This is a genomic window from Pedobacter hiemivivus (assembly GCF_005144565.1).
In the GTDB taxonomy this organism is placed as follows: Bacteria; Bacteroidota; Bacteroidia; order Sphingobacteriales; family Sphingobacteriaceae; genus Pedobacter; species Pedobacter hiemivivus.
The window spans coordinates 101,093-122,423 of sequence record NZ_SWDX01000007.1; the positions used below are offsets into that span (position 1 = coordinate 101,093).

The 21,331-nt window shown below is 41.5% G+C and carries 17 protein-coding genes; 14 read left to right on the forward strand and 3 right to left on the reverse strand.

Annotated features, from left to right (window positions below; translation table 11 throughout):
- Positions 1-98: 98 nt before the first annotated feature.
- The gene (locus FBD94_RS17920; protein ID WP_136881218.1) at positions 99-1,511 is read left to right on the forward strand and encodes a tetratricopeptide repeat protein; all 1,413 of its coding nucleotides are present in this window, start codon (positions 99-101) and stop codon (positions 1,509-1,511) included.
- A gap of 76 nt (positions 1,512-1,587) precedes the next feature.
- Here FBD94_RS17920 and FBD94_RS17925 read toward each other — a convergent pair whose 3' ends face one another.
- Positions 1,588-1,905 (reverse strand): nuclear transport factor 2 family protein, encoded by a 318-nt coding sequence (locus FBD94_RS17925; RefSeq protein WP_131612903.1) that lies wholly within the window; start codon positions 1,903-1,905, stop codon positions 1,588-1,590.
- Between the two features lie 21 nt (positions 1,906-1,926).
- Positions 1,927-2,733: an SDR family oxidoreductase gene (locus FBD94_RS17930; protein WP_235884550.1), complete on the reverse strand. Its 807-nt coding sequence runs from the start codon at positions 2,731-2,733 to the stop codon at positions 1,927-1,929.
- A 75-nt stretch (positions 2,734-2,808) separates the two neighbouring features.
- Here FBD94_RS17930 and FBD94_RS17935 point away from each other — a divergent pair, with 75 nt between their 5' ends.
- Positions 2,809-3,195, forward strand: coding sequence for a winged helix-turn-helix transcriptional regulator (locus FBD94_RS17935; RefSeq protein ID WP_235884552.1), 387 nt, complete (start codon positions 2,809-2,811; stop codon positions 3,193-3,195).
- A 22-nt stretch (positions 3,196-3,217) separates the two neighbouring features.
- Here the strand turns inward: FBD94_RS17935 and FBD94_RS17940 are convergent, their stop codons facing one another.
- Positions 3,218-3,601 carry a winged helix-turn-helix transcriptional regulator gene (locus FBD94_RS17940; RefSeq protein ID WP_136881219.1) on the reverse strand — a complete coding sequence of 128 codons (384 nt, stop codon included), beginning with the start codon at positions 3,599-3,601 and terminating at the stop codon, positions 3,218-3,220.
- Between the two features lie 81 nt (positions 3,602-3,682).
- On the opposite strand from FBD94_RS17940, the gene FBD94_RS17945 reads away from it, so the two are divergent.
- From FBD94_RS17945 to FBD94_RS17995, 12 genes are all read left to right on the forward strand, one after another.
- The gene (locus FBD94_RS17945) at positions 3,683-4,429 is read left to right on the forward strand and encodes an SDR family NAD(P)-dependent oxidoreductase (RefSeq protein ID WP_136881220.1); all 747 of its coding nucleotides are present in this window, start codon (positions 3,683-3,685) and stop codon (positions 4,427-4,429) included.
- A 145-nt stretch (positions 4,430-4,574) separates the two neighbouring features.
- Complete coding sequence (locus FBD94_RS17950) at positions 4,575-5,180, forward strand: RNA polymerase sigma factor (RefSeq protein WP_136881221.1); 606 nt, start codon at positions 4,575-4,577, stop codon at positions 5,178-5,180.
- 46 nt (positions 5,181-5,226) lie between these two features.
- Complete coding sequence (locus FBD94_RS17955; RefSeq protein ID WP_136881222.1) at positions 5,227-6,417, forward strand: FecR family protein; 1,191 nt, start codon at positions 5,227-5,229, stop codon at positions 6,415-6,417.
- 363 nt (positions 6,418-6,780) lie between these two features.
- The gene (locus FBD94_RS17960; RefSeq protein ID WP_169472347.1) at positions 6,781-10,290 is read left to right on the forward strand and encodes a TonB-dependent receptor; all 3,510 of its coding nucleotides are present in this window, start codon (positions 6,781-6,783) and stop codon (positions 10,288-10,290) included.
- 15 nt (positions 10,291-10,305) lie between these two features.
- The gene (locus tag FBD94_RS17965) at positions 10,306-12,078 is read left to right on the forward strand and encodes a RagB/SusD family nutrient uptake outer membrane protein (protein WP_136881224.1); all 1,773 of its coding nucleotides are present in this window, start codon (positions 10,306-10,308) and stop codon (positions 12,076-12,078) included.
- A 33-nt stretch (positions 12,079-12,111) separates the two neighbouring features.
- Positions 12,112-13,500: an alpha-L-fucosidase gene (locus tag FBD94_RS17970; protein ID WP_205945905.1), complete on the forward strand. Its 1,389-nt coding sequence runs from the start codon at positions 12,112-12,114 to the stop codon at positions 13,498-13,500.
- A gap of 24 nt (positions 13,501-13,524) precedes the next feature.
- Positions 13,525-15,003 carry a glycoside hydrolase family 28 protein gene (locus FBD94_RS17975; protein ID WP_136881225.1) on the forward strand — a complete coding sequence of 493 codons (1,479 nt, stop codon included), beginning with the start codon at positions 13,525-13,527 and terminating at the stop codon, positions 15,001-15,003.
- A gap of 68 nt (positions 15,004-15,071) precedes the next feature.
- Positions 15,072-16,910 (forward strand): glycoside hydrolase family 26 protein, encoded by a 1,839-nt coding sequence (locus tag FBD94_RS17980; RefSeq protein ID WP_136881226.1) that lies wholly within the window; start codon positions 15,072-15,074, stop codon positions 16,908-16,910.
- A gap of 15 nt (positions 16,911-16,925) precedes the next feature.
- Positions 16,926-17,702 carry a rhamnogalacturonan acetylesterase gene (locus FBD94_RS17985; protein ID WP_136881227.1) on the forward strand — a complete coding sequence of 259 codons (777 nt, stop codon included), beginning with the start codon at positions 16,926-16,928 and terminating at the stop codon, positions 17,700-17,702.
- 3 nt (positions 17,703-17,705) lie between these two features.
- Complete coding sequence (locus tag FBD94_RS26475; RefSeq protein WP_262710992.1) at positions 17,706-17,834, forward strand: hypothetical protein; 129 nt, start codon at positions 17,706-17,708, stop codon at positions 17,832-17,834.
- 3 nt (positions 17,835-17,837) lie between these two features.
- Positions 17,838-19,940: a hypothetical protein gene (locus tag FBD94_RS17990; protein ID WP_136881228.1), complete on the forward strand. Its 2,103-nt coding sequence runs from the start codon at positions 17,838-17,840 to the stop codon at positions 19,938-19,940.
- A gap of 22 nt (positions 19,941-19,962) precedes the next feature.
- A complete protein-coding gene (locus FBD94_RS17995) occupies positions 19,963-21,327 on the forward strand; it encodes a GDSL-type esterase/lipase family protein (RefSeq protein ID WP_136881229.1) in 1,365 nt (454 codons plus the stop codon).
- The last annotated feature ends 4 nt before the right edge of the window (positions 21,328-21,331 follow it).

Genomic DNA, 21,331 nt, shown 5'->3' on the forward strand with positions numbered 1-21,331 from the left:
AATGTTTTTAGTCATATTATTGTGGTGAAATGTATCCTTACTTATGCTGGTTAAACTTTCACAACAAATTTACCGCCAAATCCTCTAACATCTACGCTATGAAAAAAATACTCCTGTTTAATTTTCTTTTAATATCCATATTGAACCCCGCATTGGCACAGGAAAAATACATGGACATACAAAGCAAGGTTAAAACCGCTGAAAAAGCCTATTCGTTTAGTGATCCAAATTATAAGTTCTTAAGAAAAATGGTTACCGGCTTTGGAAAATCCGAAAAGTTAAGCCTTGCTAATTTATCAAAGGACAATGTAGGTGTTGCTATTGTATTTTCAGACCTAAGTTCTAAACTTGTTGTATCTCCAGCAAAATATACTTTCGACAACAATAAAGTTAATATTTCGGCAATCCGATCAAAAACAACCGGAGGTTTAACCGAGGATATGAAAGAATATGTTCAAAAGTATCTCTATAAGATGGAAGAAGTAGGTAGTACAAAGTTATTTAGGTCCCTGGTGTTAAATAAACCGAAAACAGAGGGTGTTTTTACGCAAAATGCAACTGAATTTGTTGTAAATGAACCAAATACATTATCTTTTGTTCGCGGAGATGAGGATTGGATGTATGTTGTTAGTATAGACAATAAATATAAAACGCTGGAGAATCCTCGTATCATTATGTATGCTTTTAAGATCAGTATTTCTGGCAAGGACATTTTCAATACAGAAAATTCCATTGATGATATGGAGAAAAGACGGATAACCAGAGTTGACAACGAAAAAACAGAAAAGGAAAAGTGGCCCCTGTTTCATGATTTCAGAACTGATGATATTCGTGAACTATTGAAAGAACTAGTTATGAAAGAGCCGTTTAAATCTAATCAGGAATTACAAAAACATATAGAAAAGTTAGACACCAAAATCACCCGGTTTAACCTGAAAGATTATGCCGCCCAGTTTAATTACTTTTTAACCTTAAACTTTTCGACATTCAAAAAGAAAGATCAGTTTGAAATAAATGAGCTCTTAAACATACAGCATTTGTCGGCCCATGCCTTAGCAGACTATTACCTGTCACAAGGCAATTACGACCAGGCTGTTGCTTTTTATAAAAAAGCAGCATTTGAATTTCCTTATGAAGTGTCGAGTGGAACAACATTTATAAAAGATATGGAGCGTATAATTTATGATCTTTCAAAATCATGCTATAAGGCCGGCAGAAAGGATGAAGCTTATGGCTATTTATTGGGATTGATCATTGATAGTCAAAACAATGAAACACTGGCAACAAAAGACTTGAAGTCTTACCTGTTACACGAAAAAGAAGATAATAGGAAATTTGCAGCTGATTTAGACAGGGCCATGAAAACAATAAAACCTAGTGAAAACGGCTACAGCTTTACTTTTATATTCAAAAATAAAGAAGTGTTTTTTTATCCGCTTAGGGCTAAATCATTAGAAGAGTATCAACAGCAAATAAAAAACAGTGAAATTTATAATTATTTAACCCAATAATTTATAGCTAATGAATTGCTTAAAGGAGCAGTTAGAATAAGAAAGTAAAACCTAGATCAGCACGCCCTATGGCTTTTTATCCTGTTATTTTTAAGGTTTTGATCAGGTTGTTTTCAAAAGAAAAATGATAACGCAATACAATGGGGCTGCCCGGGAAATTTCCCGAAACTTCTGCCTGCAGGATTTTTTCCGTTTCGGCATAAGCTAAGGGTTTCATTACCGTCTGATACTGTTTATTGGCTTTATCGATCCAATCCTGGATGGCAGTGCTTCCCTGATAAGTGTTGCCTTCGTCCACAACTGTTGCAGTTTGGGAGAAACAGCCGGCATAAGCTGAAGCATCAGATTCATCCTGTGCTTTTACTAAATTTTTAATTACTTCTGGTAAATTCATATGTCCTGTATTTTAATTTGATTAAATAGTCGGGATGGTTCCCCCATCAATGACAAATTCGGTTCCGGTTAGATAAGCTGCCCTCGCGGAAACTAAAAAGCCAACGAGTTCGGCAACTTCCCCCGGATGTGCCGGTCTGCCGTAAGGTATTCCGCCAAGTGCATCCATTACACCCTGTGTAGCCTGTTCTATGGAGATGTTTGAATGCTCGGAAATGCGTTCCATCATTCTTTTTGCCCCATCAGTCATGATCCAGCCGGGAGAGACGGTCAATACCCTGACGCCTTTTGGGGCGACTTCATTGGAAAGGCTTTTGCTGTAATTGATCAGCCCTGCTTTAGCTGCGGCATAGGGAAGGGTAGAATCGTATAAAGGGAGTTTTCCCTGGATGGATGCGATATGGATAATGACACCGCTTTGCTGCGCTATCATATGCGGCAGAAATCCCCTGTCCAAACGGACCGGGGCCAGCAGGTTGGTACTGATGGTTTCCTCCCAATGCTGATCGGTCAAGGCAGCAAAGCCACCTGCTGGTGTCTCCGAACCTCCAAGATTGTTGATCAGGATATCTAATCTTCCAAATCTGGATAACACTTCCGCTACGGCCTTTTGCGTGCCTTCAGGCTTGCTTAAGTCGGCTGATACGAAATGTAGGTTGTCATTGTTTTCTTCAGGTTTATTTCTCGCTGTTATGATTACAGTTGCACCTGCACTTAACAAACGTTCGGCTATTGCTTTTCCTGTTCCTTTTGTCCCTCCGGTCACCAGGGCGATCCTGCCAGACAATTCATTATTATCGTTCAATGGTGTCATTACTTTATCTTTCATTTGACAAATTTCAGTCCTATGGTTTGTTTGTACAAGTACGGAAATACGAATCGCATAGGGATAAATTATTCCTATATGGTACATTTAGCTATAGAGGGCTATCTTTGTATGATGTATGAAAGAAAAACAAAACCGAACCTGAACTGCGGGCTTGACCTGATTGCTGAGGTGCTGTACGGCAAATGGAAAATCCGTTTGCTGTGGTTTATCCATGAGGGCAATAAACGCCCGAGCGAACTGCAGCGTAAAATTCCGGATGCATCAAGGCGTGTGTTGAATATGCAGCTAAACGAACTGGAAAAACATGATCTTGTGGCAAGGAAAATATATCCTGTAGTTCCGCCAAAGGTGGAATATAGCCTGACCGGGTTTGGGCAGAGCTTAATTCCTGTAATTGCTGTATTGGGCGAGTGGGGTGATGAAAATCAGGAGAAGCTCAAGGATTTAATACTAAAGGGCTAACCGGCCGATGGAAATTCTGTAACTAATCAGCAGTTCCTTTCAGGCGTTGCCTGTGGTTTTTGCCCCATCTGATCATTTCCAGGATGATATCCCCAAATGATCTGCAATATTCTGTTGAGGTGTATTCTACGATTACCGGCGTTTCATCCGTAACCGTTCTTTTGATCAGCTGGTTTGCCGTCATTTCTTTTAATTCTTTGGAAAGCATCCGTGTGGTAATTCCCGGAATGCTTCTTTCGATATCCCTGAATCTTTTATTACCGTTGCAGATAGAATTGATGATCGGCAGCTTCCATTTGCCTCCAAGCACATAAAGTGTATCCTGTAAAGCCTGCACCTCTTCCTGTTGGTTGCGTGGATTGGACAGTACCTCTGTCTCAATCTGGTTTCTTTTTTCTGTTTCCATTATTGGTATACTCTGTTATACTGACTACAAAAGTATACCAGTATAGCTATATTTTTGCATATCTAAAATATATTTTTTATCATGAACAATTTAACAGGAAAAAAAGCGCTGGTAACAGGCGGAAATAGCGGCATTGGCTATGCCACCGCAAAAGAATTAAAAGCACAGGGTGCAGAGGTAATCATTACCGGAAGAAGAAAAGATGCCATTGAAAAGGCTGCCGCTGAACTTGGTGTTATCGGTATGGTAGCCGATCAGAGCCAGATCACCGCAATTGAGGGATTGGCCGCTGAAGCAGAAAAAACATTTGGTAAAATCGACATCCTGTTTATCAATGCAGGTGTAGTGGAGCAGAGCAGCATTGCGGATGCCACTGAAAAAAGTTTTGATACCATTTTTGATATTAACTTTAAGGGTGCCTACTTTACTTTGAGCAAATTTATCCCATTGTTGAATGATGGCGGTTCTGTGGTATTCCTTTCTTCAAATACCGCACACATGGACGGGGCAAACAGTTCAATTTATTCTTCAAGCAAAGCAGCATTGAATTCGGTGATGCGTATTGCAGCGGTAGAGCTTGCACCACATCAGATCAGGGTGAACAGTGTAAGTCCAGGGCCTATAGCTACAGAAATCCTGAACAAAATGGGACTGAGTGAAGAACAGTTGGCCGGTATTGACCAGTGGCTGATCAGTCGTAGCCCGCTTGGCAAAATCGGGAAGGCCGAGGATGTGGCCAAAATGGTTGCCTTCTTTTGCGGTGATGCTGCCACTTATATTACAGGGGCAGAAATCGTAATGGACGGGGGCATGAGCCTGAAAGCCTAGGACAAAAAACGGCTTATATTCTAAGGTATTAAAATTGCGGGGAACCAGCATTAGCGCTTATATTAAAAAAGATTCTTTTAATATATCAAATTATATGTTAATATTGATCTCATAACCAAATCGTATAAACGACATCTTTATTGTTTTGATAGCTAATAACCAATTAAATGCATTAACTGATAAAGAACTTGTGGATAAGATGTCCCGGGGAGACGAAGATGCCTTTCAGATGCTTTATAAACGTTATTCAGGAAAAGTGTATAACATTGCTTTGCGCTATCAAAAATCGGCATTTTTGGCGCAAGATATCATTCAGGACATTTTTCTAAAGATATGGCAAAATCGTGAAAAGCTTGCTGAGGTTGATAATTTCCCGGGATGGCTAACAACCATTACACGGAACCATTTATTTACGCAGTTACGAAAGCAAATTCCACAACTTTCTATCGATGAAATAGAAATGGACCCTACCGTTGATGTGCGCCAGGACCACCATGATGTAGACGTGCGCGAGTTGGAGTTACTCATTACTGAGGCGATAGCTGCATTAAGCCCCAGACAAAAGGAAATTTATTGTTTAAGTCGCTTTGAAAATTTAAGCCATAAACAAATAGCCGCGCAACTAAATATCTCATACGATGTTACCCGTGAACATATGAGTAAAGCTTTGAAAAGCATTCGTTCGTTCTTGATTTTCAAGTATATGAGCCCCCTGTTTCTCTTGGTTAACTTTTTTTTTATAAAAAAATAACACTGAGCACCCCCACAACTTTTTAATTTAATAGTCATACTTAATAATGGCACCAGAAAGATTTAAAGCATTGTTAGCGGCTTACTATTCAGGAAGCATAAGTGCAGATGATAGAAAGGAACTGAATTCCTTACTGCATGATAATACCTCCTATAATAATTTGCAGGAGTTGATTACAGAATCGGTTTCAGATGCTGATTTGGAAGAGCACTTTGCACCTGAAACATTGGAAATGGTTTATCAGCGTATTAAACAAGAAAATAGCCTGCATCAGGAAGGCCTTGGCCTCACTGTTGTCCGAAATAAACGTTATACATGGATAGCAGCGGCAGCTGCTATCTTCATCTTTCTGTCCGTTGGGATTTATATCAATCATTTAAAGCAGACGAGTACAGCAACTGATCATTATATCGCTAAAAGCACTATTCATCCAGGTACAAATAAAGCCATACTGACCTTATCTGATGGGAAAAAGATTTTTTTAGATGACATGCATAAAGGAAAAATCGCGCAACAGTCCGGTATAGTGATAGAAAAAATGAAATCCGGTGAATTAAATTATGTGGCAAGTTCAACATCGGAACAAGCGGCAGACAAAGCTTTAACATATAATACCATTAACATACCCAGAGGTGGGCAATACCAGGTCAACTTACCAGATGGCACTAAAGTTTGGTTAAACGCAGCTTCCGCTCTGGTATATCCGGTGATATTTAAAGGAACCGAGCGCCTGGTGAAGTTAACAGGAGAGGCCTATTTTGAAGTTGCCAAAAATAAAAGTAAGCCATTTAAAGTTGCTACAGCTAATCAAACCATTGAAGTATTGGGTACTCATTTTAATGTCAATGCCTATGCAGATGAGACCTCGGTAAATACTACGTTATTAGAAGGTAGTGTAAAGATCATACTTTCCTCAAGTGCCTTATCACAAGTGATTAGCCCAGGCCAACAGGCCCGGGTTAATACGAAAATAAACGTTTACCCTGTGGATACAGAAGAAGCTGTAGCCTGGAAAAATGGTCTGTTTATGTTTAATAAAGAAACCATACAAAGCGTAATGCGGCAAATTTCCCGTTGGTATGATGTAGAAGTTGAATATAAAGGAGAAATTGCAGCGAAAGGCTTTTGGGGTACAATTCCCCGTGACAAAGATCTTACGTATGTGCTTAAAGTTTTGGAAGAAACAGGAGTAGCCCATTTCAAACTAATAGGAAGGAGGATAGTAGTTATGCCGTAACCTATACCACTTAAAGCACACACAGTGCATCTGACCTATTTTACTAACCAAATATACCAATTATTATATTTCTGATCAATTGTTTTATCGCCCGATAAAACAACTTTGTAACTCTTTAACAATTGAGGGTTAGTCAGAAATAGTTTAACCTGAAATAATATGAACAGCTAATCTGATACCATAACGGAGTCCAAAAAAAACCAGGAGCGCTTGCAACACCCCTGGATAATATTTAGGTCCCCGTTTAAAAATTGCGGATAACAATTCACTTACTCAAAACCTAAATTAGTCAAATGTATGAATTTTTACATTCAGTTGAGGTGTAAACCTCGTGTCTATATATTTTATAAATTTTTGTTGATAATGAAACTAACTTTTGTTTTATTGATCACAGCTTTCCTCCAAATCAGCTTTGCTGGATACGCGCAAAAAGTCACCGTATCAGGAAAAAATGTTCCGCTTGAAAAGATATTTAAACAAATAGGTAACCAAACCGGGTATAATTTTATATGCGATCTTGATGTTTTAAATAATGCCCGGTCGGTTGATGTGCATATCACAAACGCTACAATTGAGGAGGCGCTGGAAGTGTGCATCAAGGGCCAACCGATCTCGTTTATCATCCAGGACAAAACAATAATCATCCGCCGAAATTTATCAAACCCGGCTCCGGTTTCAAAGAGCATTGATATTTCGGGTAAAATAACGGACAAAAGGGGACAACCCCTGCCTGGCGTAACGGTCGCTGTAAAAAACAGTAAAATAGTTTCCATCTCCGGCGTTGACGGTCGCTACAAAATTTCTGTGCCTGATCAAAATGCGATTTTGGTATTTTCAAGCGTTGGCTTTACGCCTCAGGAAAAATCTGTCAATAATCTATCGGTTATCAATATGATACTGGAAGAGCAGCAAACGGGTTTAAATGAAATTGTGGTCATCGGTTATGCCACGGTAAATCGAAAGGATCTCACCGGTGCGGTATCGTCACTGGCTGCTAAACAAATAGCAGATATACCGGTAAACTCTACCGCTGCTGCCTTAACCGGCAGGCTTGCGGGGGTGAATATTGTGACCACAGAGGGCGGGCCAGGTGCCCCAGCCGTTATAAAAATTCGTGGCGGTGGCTCTATTACGCAGGATAACTCTCCTTTATATGTTATTGACGGGATACAGGTTGAAGATGGCTTGAACAATATCTCGCCGCAGGATATAGAATCTGTAAACATCTTAAAAGATGCTTCAGCGACAGCTATTTATGGCGCAAGGGGAGCAAATGGCGTTATTATTATTACAACCAAGGGTGGTAAAGCCATGAAAACCACGGTGTCACTGAACACGCTGTTTGGCATTAATAAAGTAGCAGGCCATTTAAATGTAATGCAACCCTATGATTTTACTGTTTATCAATACGAAAAAACGAGAAACACGTTTACCGACAGCATAAACTTTGAGGGCACATACGGACCCAACTTTGCATCACTCGATAAATATAAAGATAGTCGGTTTGTAGACTGGCAAAAAGAAGTTTTTGGGCGGGCGGCATTGATGCAAACGCATAATGTAAGTATTACGGGCGGTAACAATATCACCACCTTTAATTTCAGTTATACAAACAACGGCGAGCAGGGCGTTATGAATAATTCCAATTTTAATCGGAATATTTTAAACTCCAGGTTTCAGACAAAAATATCACCGGCCATACTTGCCTCAGTTAATATCAGGTATAATAGCCAGGCCATCAGGGGCAGCGGTACTTCATCATCGTCTTCGGGGCAAACCAATCGCCTGCGACATAGCGTCCAATATCGGCCATTATTAATGGGGACAAACGATATTAATTATTTCGACCAGGCTTATTTTGATGCCACCAATGCCAACTATGGTCAATACCTCGTAAATCCTTTACGCTTAAACGATGCCGAATATAGAAATAATACAATGAGTGTCTTAAATATGAATGGTTTTATTGACATTAAAATCAATAAGCTTTTATCTTTTAGAACCACCGGCGGAGTTGAATTGAATACTATCAATAATGACTCCTATGACGGGCCTATTACCTGGACTTCGATTGGCAGCGCAGCCGGCACACCAATCGTAGGAAAATCGAATGGCAATCAAACCTCAGTAAATATTTCCAATGTTTTAACCTTTACCAATTCCAAGCTAAAAGGTCAGTTTAACCGGGATCATGTATTTACAGCCTTAGTGGGGCAGGAACTTTATACCATTTCTCAAAACAGCGTTAACAATAGAGTGGGCTACTTCCCTTTAGAAATTAGTCCCGAGCAGGCTTTGGCACAGCTTTCATTAGGTAGACCCTTGCCTTTAACCCCCAGCTCCTCGGCTTTTCGAAATAAGCTGTTGTCTTTTTTTGGCCGGTTTAACTATACCTATAAGGATAAATATATTGCCACATTTACCACAAGGGGAGACGGATCAAGCAAATTTGGTCCGGATACGCGCTGGGGAATATTTCCGTCGGGTGCCTTGGCATGGCGCATCTCCAAGGAAGATTTTATGTCTAAATATAGTTTTATATCAGACATGAAGTTGAGGCTGAGTTACGGCGTAGCGGGTAATAATCGTATCGCTGATTATTTATATCAGCGGATATTTAGCAGTAATGCAGCGCCCTACGGACTTGGAGAGCAGGTGTCAGCCGGGTATAGTGTCGGTAATCTGGCCAATCCTTATTTAAAATGGGAAACTACCGAATCTAAAAACGTTGGTTTGGATTTATCGCTGTTTAAAAATAAACTGCAGGTAACCATAGATGCTTATCAAAACGATACGCATGATTTATTGGTTAATGTTCCTATTCCATCTAATTCCGGCTACTCTACCCAGTTGCAAAACATCGCCAAAACGCAAAACAAAGGTGTCGAACTACAGATAAGTATGCCGGTAGTCAATAATAATAACTTTTCATGGGACCTAAATTTCAATATTTCGCATAATCGTAATGTCATCAAGTCTTTATCTAACTATCAAAAATATTATTACCAAAATTCTGGTTGGGGCATAGGTGCGGCACTGCCTGATTTTATTGTACAGGAAGGCCAGCAAGTGGGTTCGATGTATGGTTATGTAACTGATGGTTTTTATAAAACGTCAGACTTTGACTATGATCCTAAAACCAGCATTTATACGTTAAAGCCTGGAGTCGTGAACGATGCTTCGGTAATTGGCACTGTACAGCCAGGTTCCATCAAATTTAAAGATTTGAACAGTGATGGTGTGGTGGATAACGTAAATGACCGACAGACCATCGGAACGGCTAACCCTAAATTTTTTGGGGGCCTGAATAATCAGTTTACCTATAAGGGCTTTGATCTCAGTATCTTCTTAAACTTTGTTTATGGCAATAAGATATTAAATGCCAATAAATTAGAGTTTACAAACGGATTTTCTACCAATACCAATTTATTGGATGTGATGAATAGCCGCTGGAAAACGATTGACGCCACTGGCCGTGTCATTCAAAGAGTAACTAACGTGGGCGGCAAATTGGTGGCAGTGGGGCAACCTCCTGCGGTATTGGATCAGGTTAATGCGAATGCACAGTTGTGGATACCTCTACAAAGTGTAAACGCTTATATCGTGCACTCATGGGCGGCAGAGGACGGCTCATTTTTACGGGTAAACAATATCACCATGGGCTATACCTTTAAAACCGCGCTGATAAAAAAGATAGGTATCAACAGTGTAAGAGCTTATGCTACGGTTAACAACGTTGCTGTGATCACCGGCTATACGGGGTATGATCCGGAAGTGAGCACACGCAGGGCAACTCCGGTAACACCCGGGGTAGATTATTCGGGTTACCCAAGGTCACGTACGTTTATCCTTGGGCTTAATGCTAATTTCTAATTAAACTATTCAATCATGAAGAATAAAATATTGTTTTTTATATTTTTTGCAGTATGCGGTCTTGTTTCCTGCAAAAAATACCTGAATGAAACCCCAACCGCATCATTTGGAGAGGATTATGTGTTCGGGAGTGTTGGTAATGCGAAAGCTGCTGTATTGGGCGTTTACAACCGGTTAACCGGCGATTTATCCTACGGCGGCAGACTGAGTTATTACTTTGCCAGTGATAACGATGAAACCTTAGGCACGGTAAACAATGGTGTGGGTGGGGGCGATAACGCTACCAAAGCAATTGCAAGATATAATGCTACGCCTTTAAATGTAGAGTTAGATCGGGTTTATAATCAAATGTTTCAGGGGGTAGAGCGTGCAAACATTTGCATTAAAGCTATCCCTCAAATGAATTTATATACCAATGGTACCGATGACCAGAAACGGGAGCTAAAGCGGCTACATGGCGAAGCTTTAACATTAAGGGCCCAGTTTTATTTCGACTTGATGAAACATTGGGGTGACGTACCTGCAGCGTTTGAGCCATCAACTGATGAGGCCAGTTTTTTAATTGGCAAAACAAATCGCGACGAAATTTATGATCATATCATTGCCGACTTGAAAACTGCTGAAGACCTGGTACCCTGGAGGGGAGACCCTGGTGTGACGGCGGATGAACGAATTACCAAAGGTGCTGTAAAGGCTTTACGCGCCAGATTGGCGCTATTCAGGGGGGGCTATTCCCTAAGGGCGGATACCCGTAAAATGGAACGCAGGCCCGATTTTTTAAAGTACTATCAAATAGCCAGAGACGAATGCAAGGAGATCATGGATGCTAAAAGGCATGCCTTAAATACAAGTTACCAGGCTGTGTTTAAAGATAATATGGATGCGCATCGGATAGAACCCAACGGTGAAGTATTATTTGAAATCGCTATGGCTGGTGGAGATGGCAATTCAGACGGTCGGGTTGGTTATATAGATGGTATCCAGGTAAATAAAAAGGGATCGGGCAATATTATTATTATGCCAACTTATTTTTATGCGTTTGATTCGTTGGATGTAAGACGTGATGTAACCATCGCTTCCTATGCCATTGATGGGAATGGTTATAAATTTGCTTATCAAAATGCCGGATTTGTTGGTTTATTGCTGGCCAAGTTCAGGCGTGACTGGATTAGTAATCCCGTAGTTTTGCCTACGTCTGATGCCGCGTATTTTGGTATAAACTGGCCATTGATCCGTTATTCGGATGTGCTTTTGATGTTTGCTGAGGCGGATAACGAAATAAATAACGGTCCCACAGCCGAAGCGATTCAGGCGTTTAAAGATGTAAGGGGCAGGGCTTTTAATGGGGATCTGTCCAAAATTGGCATTATTCCATCAGATAAGCAGGGCTTTTTTACCAGCATCGTAAATGAAAGATCATTTGAGTTGGGGGGCGAAGCCATACGCAAGTATGATTTGATTAGATGGAACCTTTTATACGATAAAATACTGCAAACGCGGGCCAATCTTGAAAAAATGCGTACCAAACAGGCACCCTATGCTAGTTTGCCGCAAATCATGTATTTCAAACAATCCTCGCCCGATCTGATATATGCCAATTCCTACTACCAACCTACGCCAGCTAAAATACCGGTTGGTTATGTCAGTGCAAACTGGATCCGAACATTAGGCCTGGATTATATTAAAATGGTTGCAGAAGTATTTGAACCGAATAAAAAGGAATTGCTACCCTTATCCAAGGCGGTAATTGATGCAAATCCTAAACTGAAGCAAGATTACGGTTATTAAGTTTAACAGTAAATCACAAAAAAAAAAGAAACTATGAATTTGAAAATAAAGATTTTAATCCTTGGAGTAATCCTTACGTTAACAATGCAATATAGGGTTAGTGCACAGGGAATTGCCTATGATGAAAAGACCTATGTAAAACCGAGCGACCCCTTAGTGTTGGCAAAGCTATCAGAATGGCAGGATCTGAAGTTTGGGTTAATGATGCATTGGGGACCTTACAGTCAATGGGGAGTTGTGGAGTCCTGGTCTATCTGTCCGGAGGATTATCATTTCACGCAACGAAAAGGACAGTATGCCGGTAATTTTTTTGAGTATAAAAAGGCTTATGAGAATCTACAAACCACATTTAATCCAACCCGGTTTAATCCGGATAAGTGGGCTGATGCCGCTAAGTCGGCCGGAATGAAATATGTGGTATTTACCACTAAGCACCATGATGGATTTGCGATGTATGATACCAAGTATTCAGATTATAAAATAACCAGTCCACATACACCATTTTCATCCAACCCCAAAAGTGATGTTACAAAAGTGGTTTTTGAGGCTTTCAGGAAACAAAATTTTATGATAGGGGCTTACTATTCTAAACCCGACTGGCACTCTGAAGATTATTGGTGGTCCTATTTCCCGCCAATGGACAGGAAAGAAAACTACGACAAAGTCAAGTATCCTGAAAGATGGGCTCGTTTTAACAGCTTTGTATATAACCAGGTACAGGAATTGGTTAGTAATTATGGCCAACTGAGTTTACTGTGGTTTGACGGTAGCTGGGCTAAGTTAAAGGTAGATTCGATCGCAACCATGGCCCGGTCAAAACAGCCCGGGGTCATCATTGTGGATCGGAATGGCCCGGCTAAAAACGTCAATTACCTAACTCCTGAGCAAAAAATCCCCGAGAAATTTATGAACGTACCTTGGGAAACCTGCCTGACGATGGCTGGATCATGGTCGTACGTTCCTAATGACAATTATAAAACAAGCCGGTACTTAATCCAGACATTGGTTGATATTGTTGCAAAGAATGGCAACCTGTTGCTAAATGTCGGCCCGGGACCGGATGGTGAATGGGATCCGCGCGCTTATCAAAGACTCAATGAAATTGGCGCCTGGATGAAAATCAACGGCGAGTCTATTTATGGGACTAAACCCCTTTCACCTTACCGGATAGACAAGTGGGCGTTTACAAAAAGCAAAAACGCGGTTTATTTATCTTATTTACCTGCTGATAAGGAATCGAATCTGCCGCCGATCCTTTCCGTACCTGAGGAGATTATGGACGGTAAAAAGCAAATACAATTGTTAGGTTATACCGGTCGTATCAAATGGGTAAAGAAAGCGGATCACATTGAAATAATTATTCCGGAGAATGTGCAAACCAAAACTTTAAACCAGGCTGTTTGGGTTTTTAAAGCCGATTAAACAGCTGTAAATTAAAATGTGGTTATGAATCTGATAAAAATGAAATACTTTTTAATGTTTATGCTGCTTTGTTGTTGCGCGGTTGCAAAGGCCGGAGACTACCCGATTACGGATTTTGGTGCAAAATCGGATACCTCTTTCCTTTCAACGGCTGCAATTAATCGGGCAATAGCGGCCTGTTATAGAGCCGGTGGGGGAAGGGTGATCATCCCTGCCGGTAATTTTAAATCGGGTACCGTCGTCCTTAAAAATAACGTAGTGCTTTATTTAGAAAGTGGCGCAACCTTATTTGCCAGTACGAATCCCCATGATTTCCCCCGCCAGCAACAACCTGTGTACCGTTCCCAAAAAGATCCTGGCGGTTGGTATGCTTTAATCTATGCGGTAGACGTGGTGCATACAGGCATTTGTGGTTCTGGTATCATAGATGGACAAGGTGCTTTACAAAGCCCGAGAAAAGATGCTTTACAAGGCGATCTGGATGGACGGCCCAGAAACATTTTGCTGATCAGTTGTAAAGATGTAACCATTACGGGAATTACGATGCGCAATGCCGGCATATGGAACCAGCACTACCTCAATTGCGAAGATGTGATCGTGGATCGCATCCGGGTATTTAATCACAGTAACCGTAATAACGATGGTATAGATATAGATGGCTGTCGCAGATTTACTTTATCCAATAGTATCATTGATAGTGATGATGATGGTATTGTGATGAAGAGTACTGGTTTGGCTGGCTGTGAGGATATCGTGATTAATAATTGCATCGTGAGCAGTTTTACCAATGCTATTAAATGCGGCACTGAATCAACCGGTGGTTTTAAGAATATCGCCATCAGTAACTGTACTGTAAAACAATCCATTAGTCAATTGCCTTCAGTTTTTGGTCTCCCAAGGAATGGGATTACTGGTATTTCCTTAGAGATTGTTGATGGGGGCATAATGGATGGTGTGAGTGTAAATAATATAGTCATTAGCGGTACAGACTGTCCGATTTATGTGCGTCTGGGTAATCGTGCCCGTCCTTATAAAGCAGGGGAGCCTGCTCCAGCCGTAGGCCAAATGAGGAATATCAGGTTGGCGAATATTACAGCCTATAATACAGGGAATTTTAGTTCATCGATTACTGGTGTACCCGGGGGCCTAATTCACGATATCAGTTTAAATAACATCAGACTGGTGAATACCGGAGGTGTACAAAAGGGCGATTTTATCGCCCATGCAGGTCTGGTTAAGGAGGATGAAAAAGGATATCCTGAGCCAACTGTTTGGAAAAATCTGCCCAGTTACGGCTTATTTATCAGGCACGTTGGACAAATTTCACTCAGTAATTGCAGTTTTGGAAGTACTCAACCTGAGCTCAGGAAGCTGATTATCGGCGTGGACATTAAGCGGCTCGCTATACAAAACCTCAGTGTAGATGGTATCGATGAGCCTAAAATAACTTTAACTCAGGTGACAAAATTCAGTAATCCTGATCGTATTAAAGTAATCCCCTAATGGGGATAGCGATATAAAAATGAAATCAAGCATGATCAATTAAACAATATTCATTAAAAAAAATCATTATGAAAATGAAATTATTAATGGCAATAACCCTCTGTGTTTTGCTGAGTGCCTGTAAAAAAGTTCAAGTTGCAAATGTAAGTGCAACTGAAGATGATATTGAATTTGTGGCTAAACATTCCACACTTGGTGCACCTGTTGATGCCGATGCAACGACAGAAACGCGGGCGCTTTTCCACAACCTACACCGGCTGGCAACGCAGGGGATTATGTTTGGGCATGAGGCCGATAATGCCAACGGATATGGCTGGCAATATACGCCTGGCCGGTCTGATGTGAAAGAGGTAGTGGGTGAATATCCTGCCGTTTTTGGCTGGGATATGGGACAATATGAAATTGGGTACACCTGGAATGTGGAAGGAACAAACTTTGTGAAAATGAGGCAATATATTAAAGATGTATACGATCAGGGTGGGGTGAATACCATCTCCTGGCACATGCACAACCCCATGGATTCAACTCAGAGTGCCAAAGGTACCATGGACTCGGTGATCTATAAAATATTTGCAGATACTGTGGCACTGAACCACTACAAAGCATGGCTGGGTGGTGTTGCTACCTACGTGAAAACCCTGGTAGGTAGTGATGGTAAGACAATTCCCATTATTTTCAGGCCATTTCATGAGCATACCGGGACCTGGTTTTGGTGGGGGAAAGATCGCTGCACACCTGATGAGTTTAAAAACATATGGCGCTTTACTATTGATTATTTTCGGAGTCAGGGGGTACATAATTTGCTGTATGCTTACTCTCCAGACAGAATTACCTCACAAAGCGATTACCTGGAACGATACCCGGGCGATGATTATGTAGACATTCTCGGTTTGGACTGTTATGATACTATTAATTTTCATCCTGGTAATACTTTTATTACTACGGCTAATCCTATGATTAGTATTGTTACCACACTCGCCAGGCAAAAGAGTAAGCTATCGGCAATAACCGAAACCGGCTTATCTCAAGTACCTGTTACCAATTGGTGGACACAGTTTTTATCCCCAATTACTAAGGATAAGAATCTATCCTATGTTTTGTTATGGCGAAATTTTCAGACACAATTTTGGACACCCTATGTGGGGCAGGCCAGTGCGTCTGATTTTGTTACTTTCCACGCCGATGAAACTAACTTTTTTCAGCACAGGATAGCTAGTGAGTATCTTTATAAAACATCGCTTCTCAACATTGATTTTGAAACTTCTAACACGTTAGCTGATTACCAAAATGCTAGCGGGCCAAACTACCGGCAGTTTAATGCCATTGTAACAGATGCGGGTGCCACGATAGCTATTGACTCGGCCAGGTTGAAGTTTACAGGCAGCGGTGCTGCGACATCCAACTCCTACATCATCAGAAGCAATTACATTGCACCGGTGGATGCTAAGCTGATGATGTTTAGTTTTAATATCAGTAATCATGGACCGATCACGCCGTCCACCAATCCGGTTATCCGGGTACAATTTGGTACCGGTTTTACGATAAATAACCTGATCGAAACGGCTTCGTTAACACATTCTGAGTTTGGTATCCATTTTCCTAGCGATGGGCATATGACTTTTGTGGATGAAAATGCTGCTGTAACTGGTACTGGTAACTATACCGGTGAAAAAAATGTGCGGCTGATTGTCAATAACTCGGGCGCAGCAAAAAATTACATAGCACCGGATGGCACGACAGAAAGCATTGCCAATGATACCTGGGATCTTTGGGTGGGTACTGTAAAAGAGTTTAATGACAGGACGGCCACTAATGCGGCTAAAGCTTTAAACAATTTCAAAATGAACATTAAAAATATAGGTGGCCAGTATATTGATCTGGACGATTTTAATATAAAGGAGCTTTAATTTTAATCCAATCCAATGAAAGTAAAAAGAACAATCCATAATAAAACCATCCTGTTATCGACAGGATGGTTTATCATCCTTTTTGTCCTATGCTCATTTACGGTTTTTCAGGACAGGCCGATTACAATTTATCTGGTTGGTGACTCCACCATGGCCAATAAAACCAGTACGGAGTGGCCGGAAACCGGCTGGGGGATGCCCTTTAAATATTTTTTTAATAAATCAATAACTGTTGATAATCGGGCCGTAAATGGGCGAAGCACAAAAACCTTTATAGCAGAGAACCGCTGGCAGGAGGTTTTGGATGTGCTAAAACCCGGAGATTACGTTTTTATTGAGTTTGGGCATAACGATGAAGCGGTAGGAATCCCGAGGTCTACATCGCCAGAGGCTTATCGGGTTAACCTGGAAAAAATGGTAAGGGAAACCCGTGCTAAAAGTGCGTTACCCATTTTGCTTACCCCTGTTTCCAGGCGGAGATTTACCCATGACGGAAAAATAGACGACACGCACATTTTATACTCACCGATAGTTAAGGAGGTTGCAGCCAATACGCATACCCCCTTGATCGATATGGACAAAAAAAGTGCAGCGTTGTTAGAAGAGCTGGGGCCTGAAAATGCCAAATTCCTGTTTAACTATATTAAACCCGGAATAAACCCAAACTATCCGGCAGGCAGATCAGACGATACTCACTTTAACGAAACGGGTGCCCGCAGGATGGCCGAACTTGTGCTGGCTGAAATTAAAAATATAGATGCGGCGCTGTATGCCAGGGTAATTACCAAATAGCAGATGAGCTTAAAAGAAAGTATGGTTAAGGGATCAGATCTTACAACATCTGAAGCAGACGAGGATCTGCTTACCGACAATGATGATAATTATTTAGTAACAGAAGATGACAACAAATTAATCGTAACCTAAAAAATGTCAAATATCCCAATTTCAAGTCTCCCGGATGAAACTAATCTTACATCTGCCAAATTATTAGGTGTAAATAGCGCAGGCCAAACAAAGCTATTCCCAACGGCCAACTTGTTACCCGTTTTTACAGTAGTGGCAGATCCGGCCCCTAATTTATTAGACCCGGCAAAATATGTAGTAAACCGGGCCATTAATGGATCAGCTTGGGCCATAGGGGTTGTTACCGGTTATACCATAAGTGATTATGTGCCCGTTACGGCGCTTAAGACTTACCGGGTAACAGGCTGGCCCAATTCAACAAACAGAACCATCATGTATTTTGATGCGTTCAGAAATAAAATGGCTGCTGCGCCTTTTGGTGTTAATGGTACTGCCACATCCTATGATTTTACGCCGCCGGCGGGTGTTGCCTTTATTGTGCTAAATGTAAAGATCGATACCGATGCATCCACTCCGGCATTAAGTATGGTATTGGCTAATCCGGATACCAATGTTACCAAAATAAATGGTTTGAACATCAAACCCGCGTTGGTAGATAACGCGGCAACCAAGGGCGGTAAGCCGATAGCCACCGAAGAAATTCGTCTGGATCTGGAGTTGTATACACCTGCCAGGGTGTTTGTGGCCTGCAACGATATCAGAAATGATGGCCAAACTTTACCCAATCGCAATTACAGCCTGGGTGTCTATGTGGATCATTGTATTAATTTGAATGGTACTGGCTTAACTACTTTAGCCATTGATTGGGCAGAATATTTTAGCGACCGAATCAAGTTTTTTGGGCCGGTTGCCATTGACACTACTCCAAATGCTGGAGTAGTAGTGAATTTAAGCAACAAAACTGGCAGTACAAAGTCTGCTTATCTGATCAATAAATCGGCAAGTATTCAGCAGGTATCAACCAAGGTAACGACTGGTAAAGCAGTTACTGTGAAATATCTTAAAATGGGCGATAGTACCGTAGACGGGGTAGGTGCTGCCCGTATAGGTGCAAATCTTAACGGGCCACTGCGGTCTTATGAGTTTACGCGGATGCTTTTTGAGATGGATAAAATTGATGCTGGCAGTCCTGCCGGGAACTATAACCTGGTGAACATCGGGGCTGCAAATAACCGCCTGTGGAGTTTTAGCTATGCCGGCACAACGGTTTCAGCCATCAAAGGGCAAGCCCAGGGGATAGGTGGCTGGAGTGCGCATGATTATCTTTATTTTGCAAATAAAAGAGATGCGTCGCAAGGCGTTTGGAACTTGTTGGGCCTGGGCAACGGAACAGGGACAGATTATACAGGTACAACAACACAGAAAGCAACTTTGTATGCCAGCCCTGAAGGAGCTGCCACTCCTAAAAACACCACTGCATTTATTGCCTACATGCAGGCGCAATATCCTACTGCAGGCATAACAGATTATACAAGCGCATTGGCAAAATTTAATGCCGTATTAGCAGATCCGGTGAATCCGTTTTTTGATAAAGACAAAACCGGAGCTAATAGATTCTCGCCTCAAAAATGGCTCGATAGCTATAAAACCCTTGCTGATGATGGCGTTACCAGATTAGTTGTGGGCACTACGGCTGGTACAAAAGTGACCAATGTAAACGCCTGGGATGTTTGTTTACCCTCCCATGTTGTTATTCAATTGGGTATTAATGACAGTAATAAGGTTAATGCTGATGTTTATTTAACCAATATGCAAAGTCTCATTAGTGCCTGGAAAGCGATTAATCCGGTTGTATGTGTAGCAGTTTCCATGCCTGATAGCACCGGAATGTATAATGCTGGTAAATATCCCGAGTTTGATGATAGCTGTCGTTTTGATCCAACATTGCATACGAATGCAATAGCTTTTAACAAAAAACTGCAGACACTGGATCTGGATGCCGATAAAACTTTTTATCTGCCGCATTTTTTTACCAATCCTACAGCGGATAGCATTCCGGTAAGAAAAATCCCGGCGCCAGATAGTTTAACTGGTATAGAAAGTGAGGACAAAACAAACTTTTTTACCAGGTATACCGACAATCCGCAAAGCCATATGAATGTAAACGGGCAAGCTGCCTGTGGCTATTCCGAATATGCATGGATAAAATACACCCTCAGTTTATAGTTGAGCAGGCATGATAAAACTAATGAAACTGTTGATAGGGTTAATGATGTTGCCGCTTATGCTTTCGGCACAAAGGAAGATCAATGTCGCCTGTATAGGTAGCACTTATCCCATGCAACTACAGGAATTGCTTGGTGAGCATTACCTCGTAAATGATTTTGGATTAGCCGGCGCCACGGTATTGCATAAGGGTGATCAACCGTACGTCAAACAACCGGTTTATCAAAAAGCCTTGGCCAGCAATCCCGATGTGGTTTTTATCGCTTTAGGAGCTGAGGACAGTAGGCCCGTTAACCGGGTTTATTTAAATGATTTTGAAGCTGATTACCGCGACCTGATTCGTGCTTTTAAGGAGTTACCGACAGCTCCGCGCATTGTAATGCTCACACCTGTTGCTTCCTTTGCTACCGATAGTACAGGGATATGGGAGAAAGTTATTAAGGAACAAATTATTCCAGGCATTCAACATTTGGCTTATACTGAGCAGTTGGAAATCATCAATCTGCATATGCTTTTTGTGGATAAGGCAACATTTTTGCCCGATAAAATACATCCCAATGCCGAGGGAGCGGCCCTCATTGCCCAGCGACTTTACGCATTACTAAAGCAAAAGCAGGATGCTGCGTTTGATTTGTTTAACAAAATAGAGCAGCCGCACAAAAGGAGTTCGTTTTATGGTTATGATGGGATTGATTTTAGTTTCATGGGCCGTTCTTGTAAAATAGTTAAGCCGAAATGGGCTGCGCCCCATCATCCCTGGGTATGGCGGGCGCGGTTTTGGGGCCATGAGCCGCAAACGGATATTGCTTTATTAGAGCGCGGCTTCCATCTCGTTTATTGTGATGTGGTGGAGCTTTATGGTAATGCTACTGCGGTTAAGGCCTGGAACGATTTTTATAAACTGGTTAATAGTGCTGGTTTAGCCCATAAAGCAGTATTGGAAGGGATGAGTCGGGGGGGCGTATACCTGTATAATTGGGCTGCGGTTAATCCAGACAAAGTTGCTTGTGTCTATGCTGATAATCCAGTGCTCGACCTGAAAAGTTGGCCTGCTGGTATGGGAGCTGGGCCAGGAAGTAAAAGGGATTTAGCGTTGTTAAAAGAGGATTATCATATCACCAGCGATGATCAAATGCGGCAATTTCATAACAGCCCATTAAATAAGATTTCACAAATCGTAAGGGGAAATTTTCCTATGCTGCATCTGCTGGCCGATGCAGATGAAGTAGTGCCGCCTGCAGAAAATACCCTGCCATTTGCCAGGCAGGTTGAAGCGCTCGGCGGCAAGATTCAGGTGATTCATAAAGCCGGTTTTAAACACCATCCGCATAGTTTCCCTAACCCAACAATTATTGTTGATTTTATTTTATCACACGTAGCATTGTAGTGTA

Coding starts and splice junctions, on each gene's coding strand:
- FBD94_RS17920 (WP_136881218.1), top strand. CDS start 99: ATGAAAAAAATACTCCTGTTTAATTTTCTTTTAATATCCATATTGAAC.
- FBD94_RS17980 (WP_136881226.1), top strand. CDS start 15,072: ATGAAAATGAAATTATTAATGGCAATAACCCTCTGTGTTTTGCTGAGT.
- FBD94_RS17955 (WP_136881222.1), top strand. CDS start 5,227: ATGGCACCAGAAAGATTTAAAGCATTGTTAGCGGCTTACTATTCAGGA.
- FBD94_RS17970 (WP_205945905.1), top strand. CDS start 12,112: ATGAATTTGAAAATAAAGATTTTAATCCTTGGAGTAATCCTTACGTTA.
- FBD94_RS17925 (WP_131612903.1), bottom strand. CDS start 1,905: ATGAATTTACCAGAAGTAATTAAAAATTTAGTAAAAGCACAGGATGAA.
- FBD94_RS17940 (WP_136881219.1), bottom strand. CDS start 3,601: ATGGAAACAGAAAAAAGAAACCAGATTGAGACAGAGGTACTGTCCAAT.
- FBD94_RS17945 (WP_136881220.1), top strand. CDS start 3,683: ATGAACAATTTAACAGGAAAAAAAGCGCTGGTAACAGGCGGAAATAGC.
- FBD94_RS26475 (WP_262710992.1), top strand. CDS start 17,706: ATGAGCTTAAAAGAAAGTATGGTTAAGGGATCAGATCTTACAACATCT.
- FBD94_RS17985 (WP_136881227.1), top strand. CDS start 16,926: ATGAAAGTAAAAAGAACAATCCATAATAAAACCATCCTGTTATCGACA.
- FBD94_RS17960 (WP_169472347.1), top strand. CDS start 6,781: ATGAAACTAACTTTTGTTTTATTGATCACAGCTTTCCTCCAAATCAGC.
- FBD94_RS17990 (WP_136881228.1), top strand. CDS start 17,838: ATGTCAAATATCCCAATTTCAAGTCTCCCGGATGAAACTAATCTTACA.
- FBD94_RS17995 (WP_136881229.1), top strand. CDS start 19,963: ATGAAACTGTTGATAGGGTTAATGATGTTGCCGCTTATGCTTTCGGCA.
- FBD94_RS17965 (WP_136881224.1), top strand. CDS start 10,306: ATGAAGAATAAAATATTGTTTTTTATATTTTTTGCAGTATGCGGTCTT.
- FBD94_RS17930 (WP_235884550.1), bottom strand. CDS start 2,733: ATGAAAGATAAAGTAATGACACCATTGAACGATAATAATGAATTGTCT.
- FBD94_RS17975 (WP_136881225.1), top strand. CDS start 13,525: ATGAATCTGATAAAAATGAAATACTTTTTAATGTTTATGCTGCTTTGT.
- FBD94_RS17935 (WP_235884552.1), top strand. CDS start 2,809: ATGGTACATTTAGCTATAGAGGGCTATCTTTGTATGATGTATGAAAGA.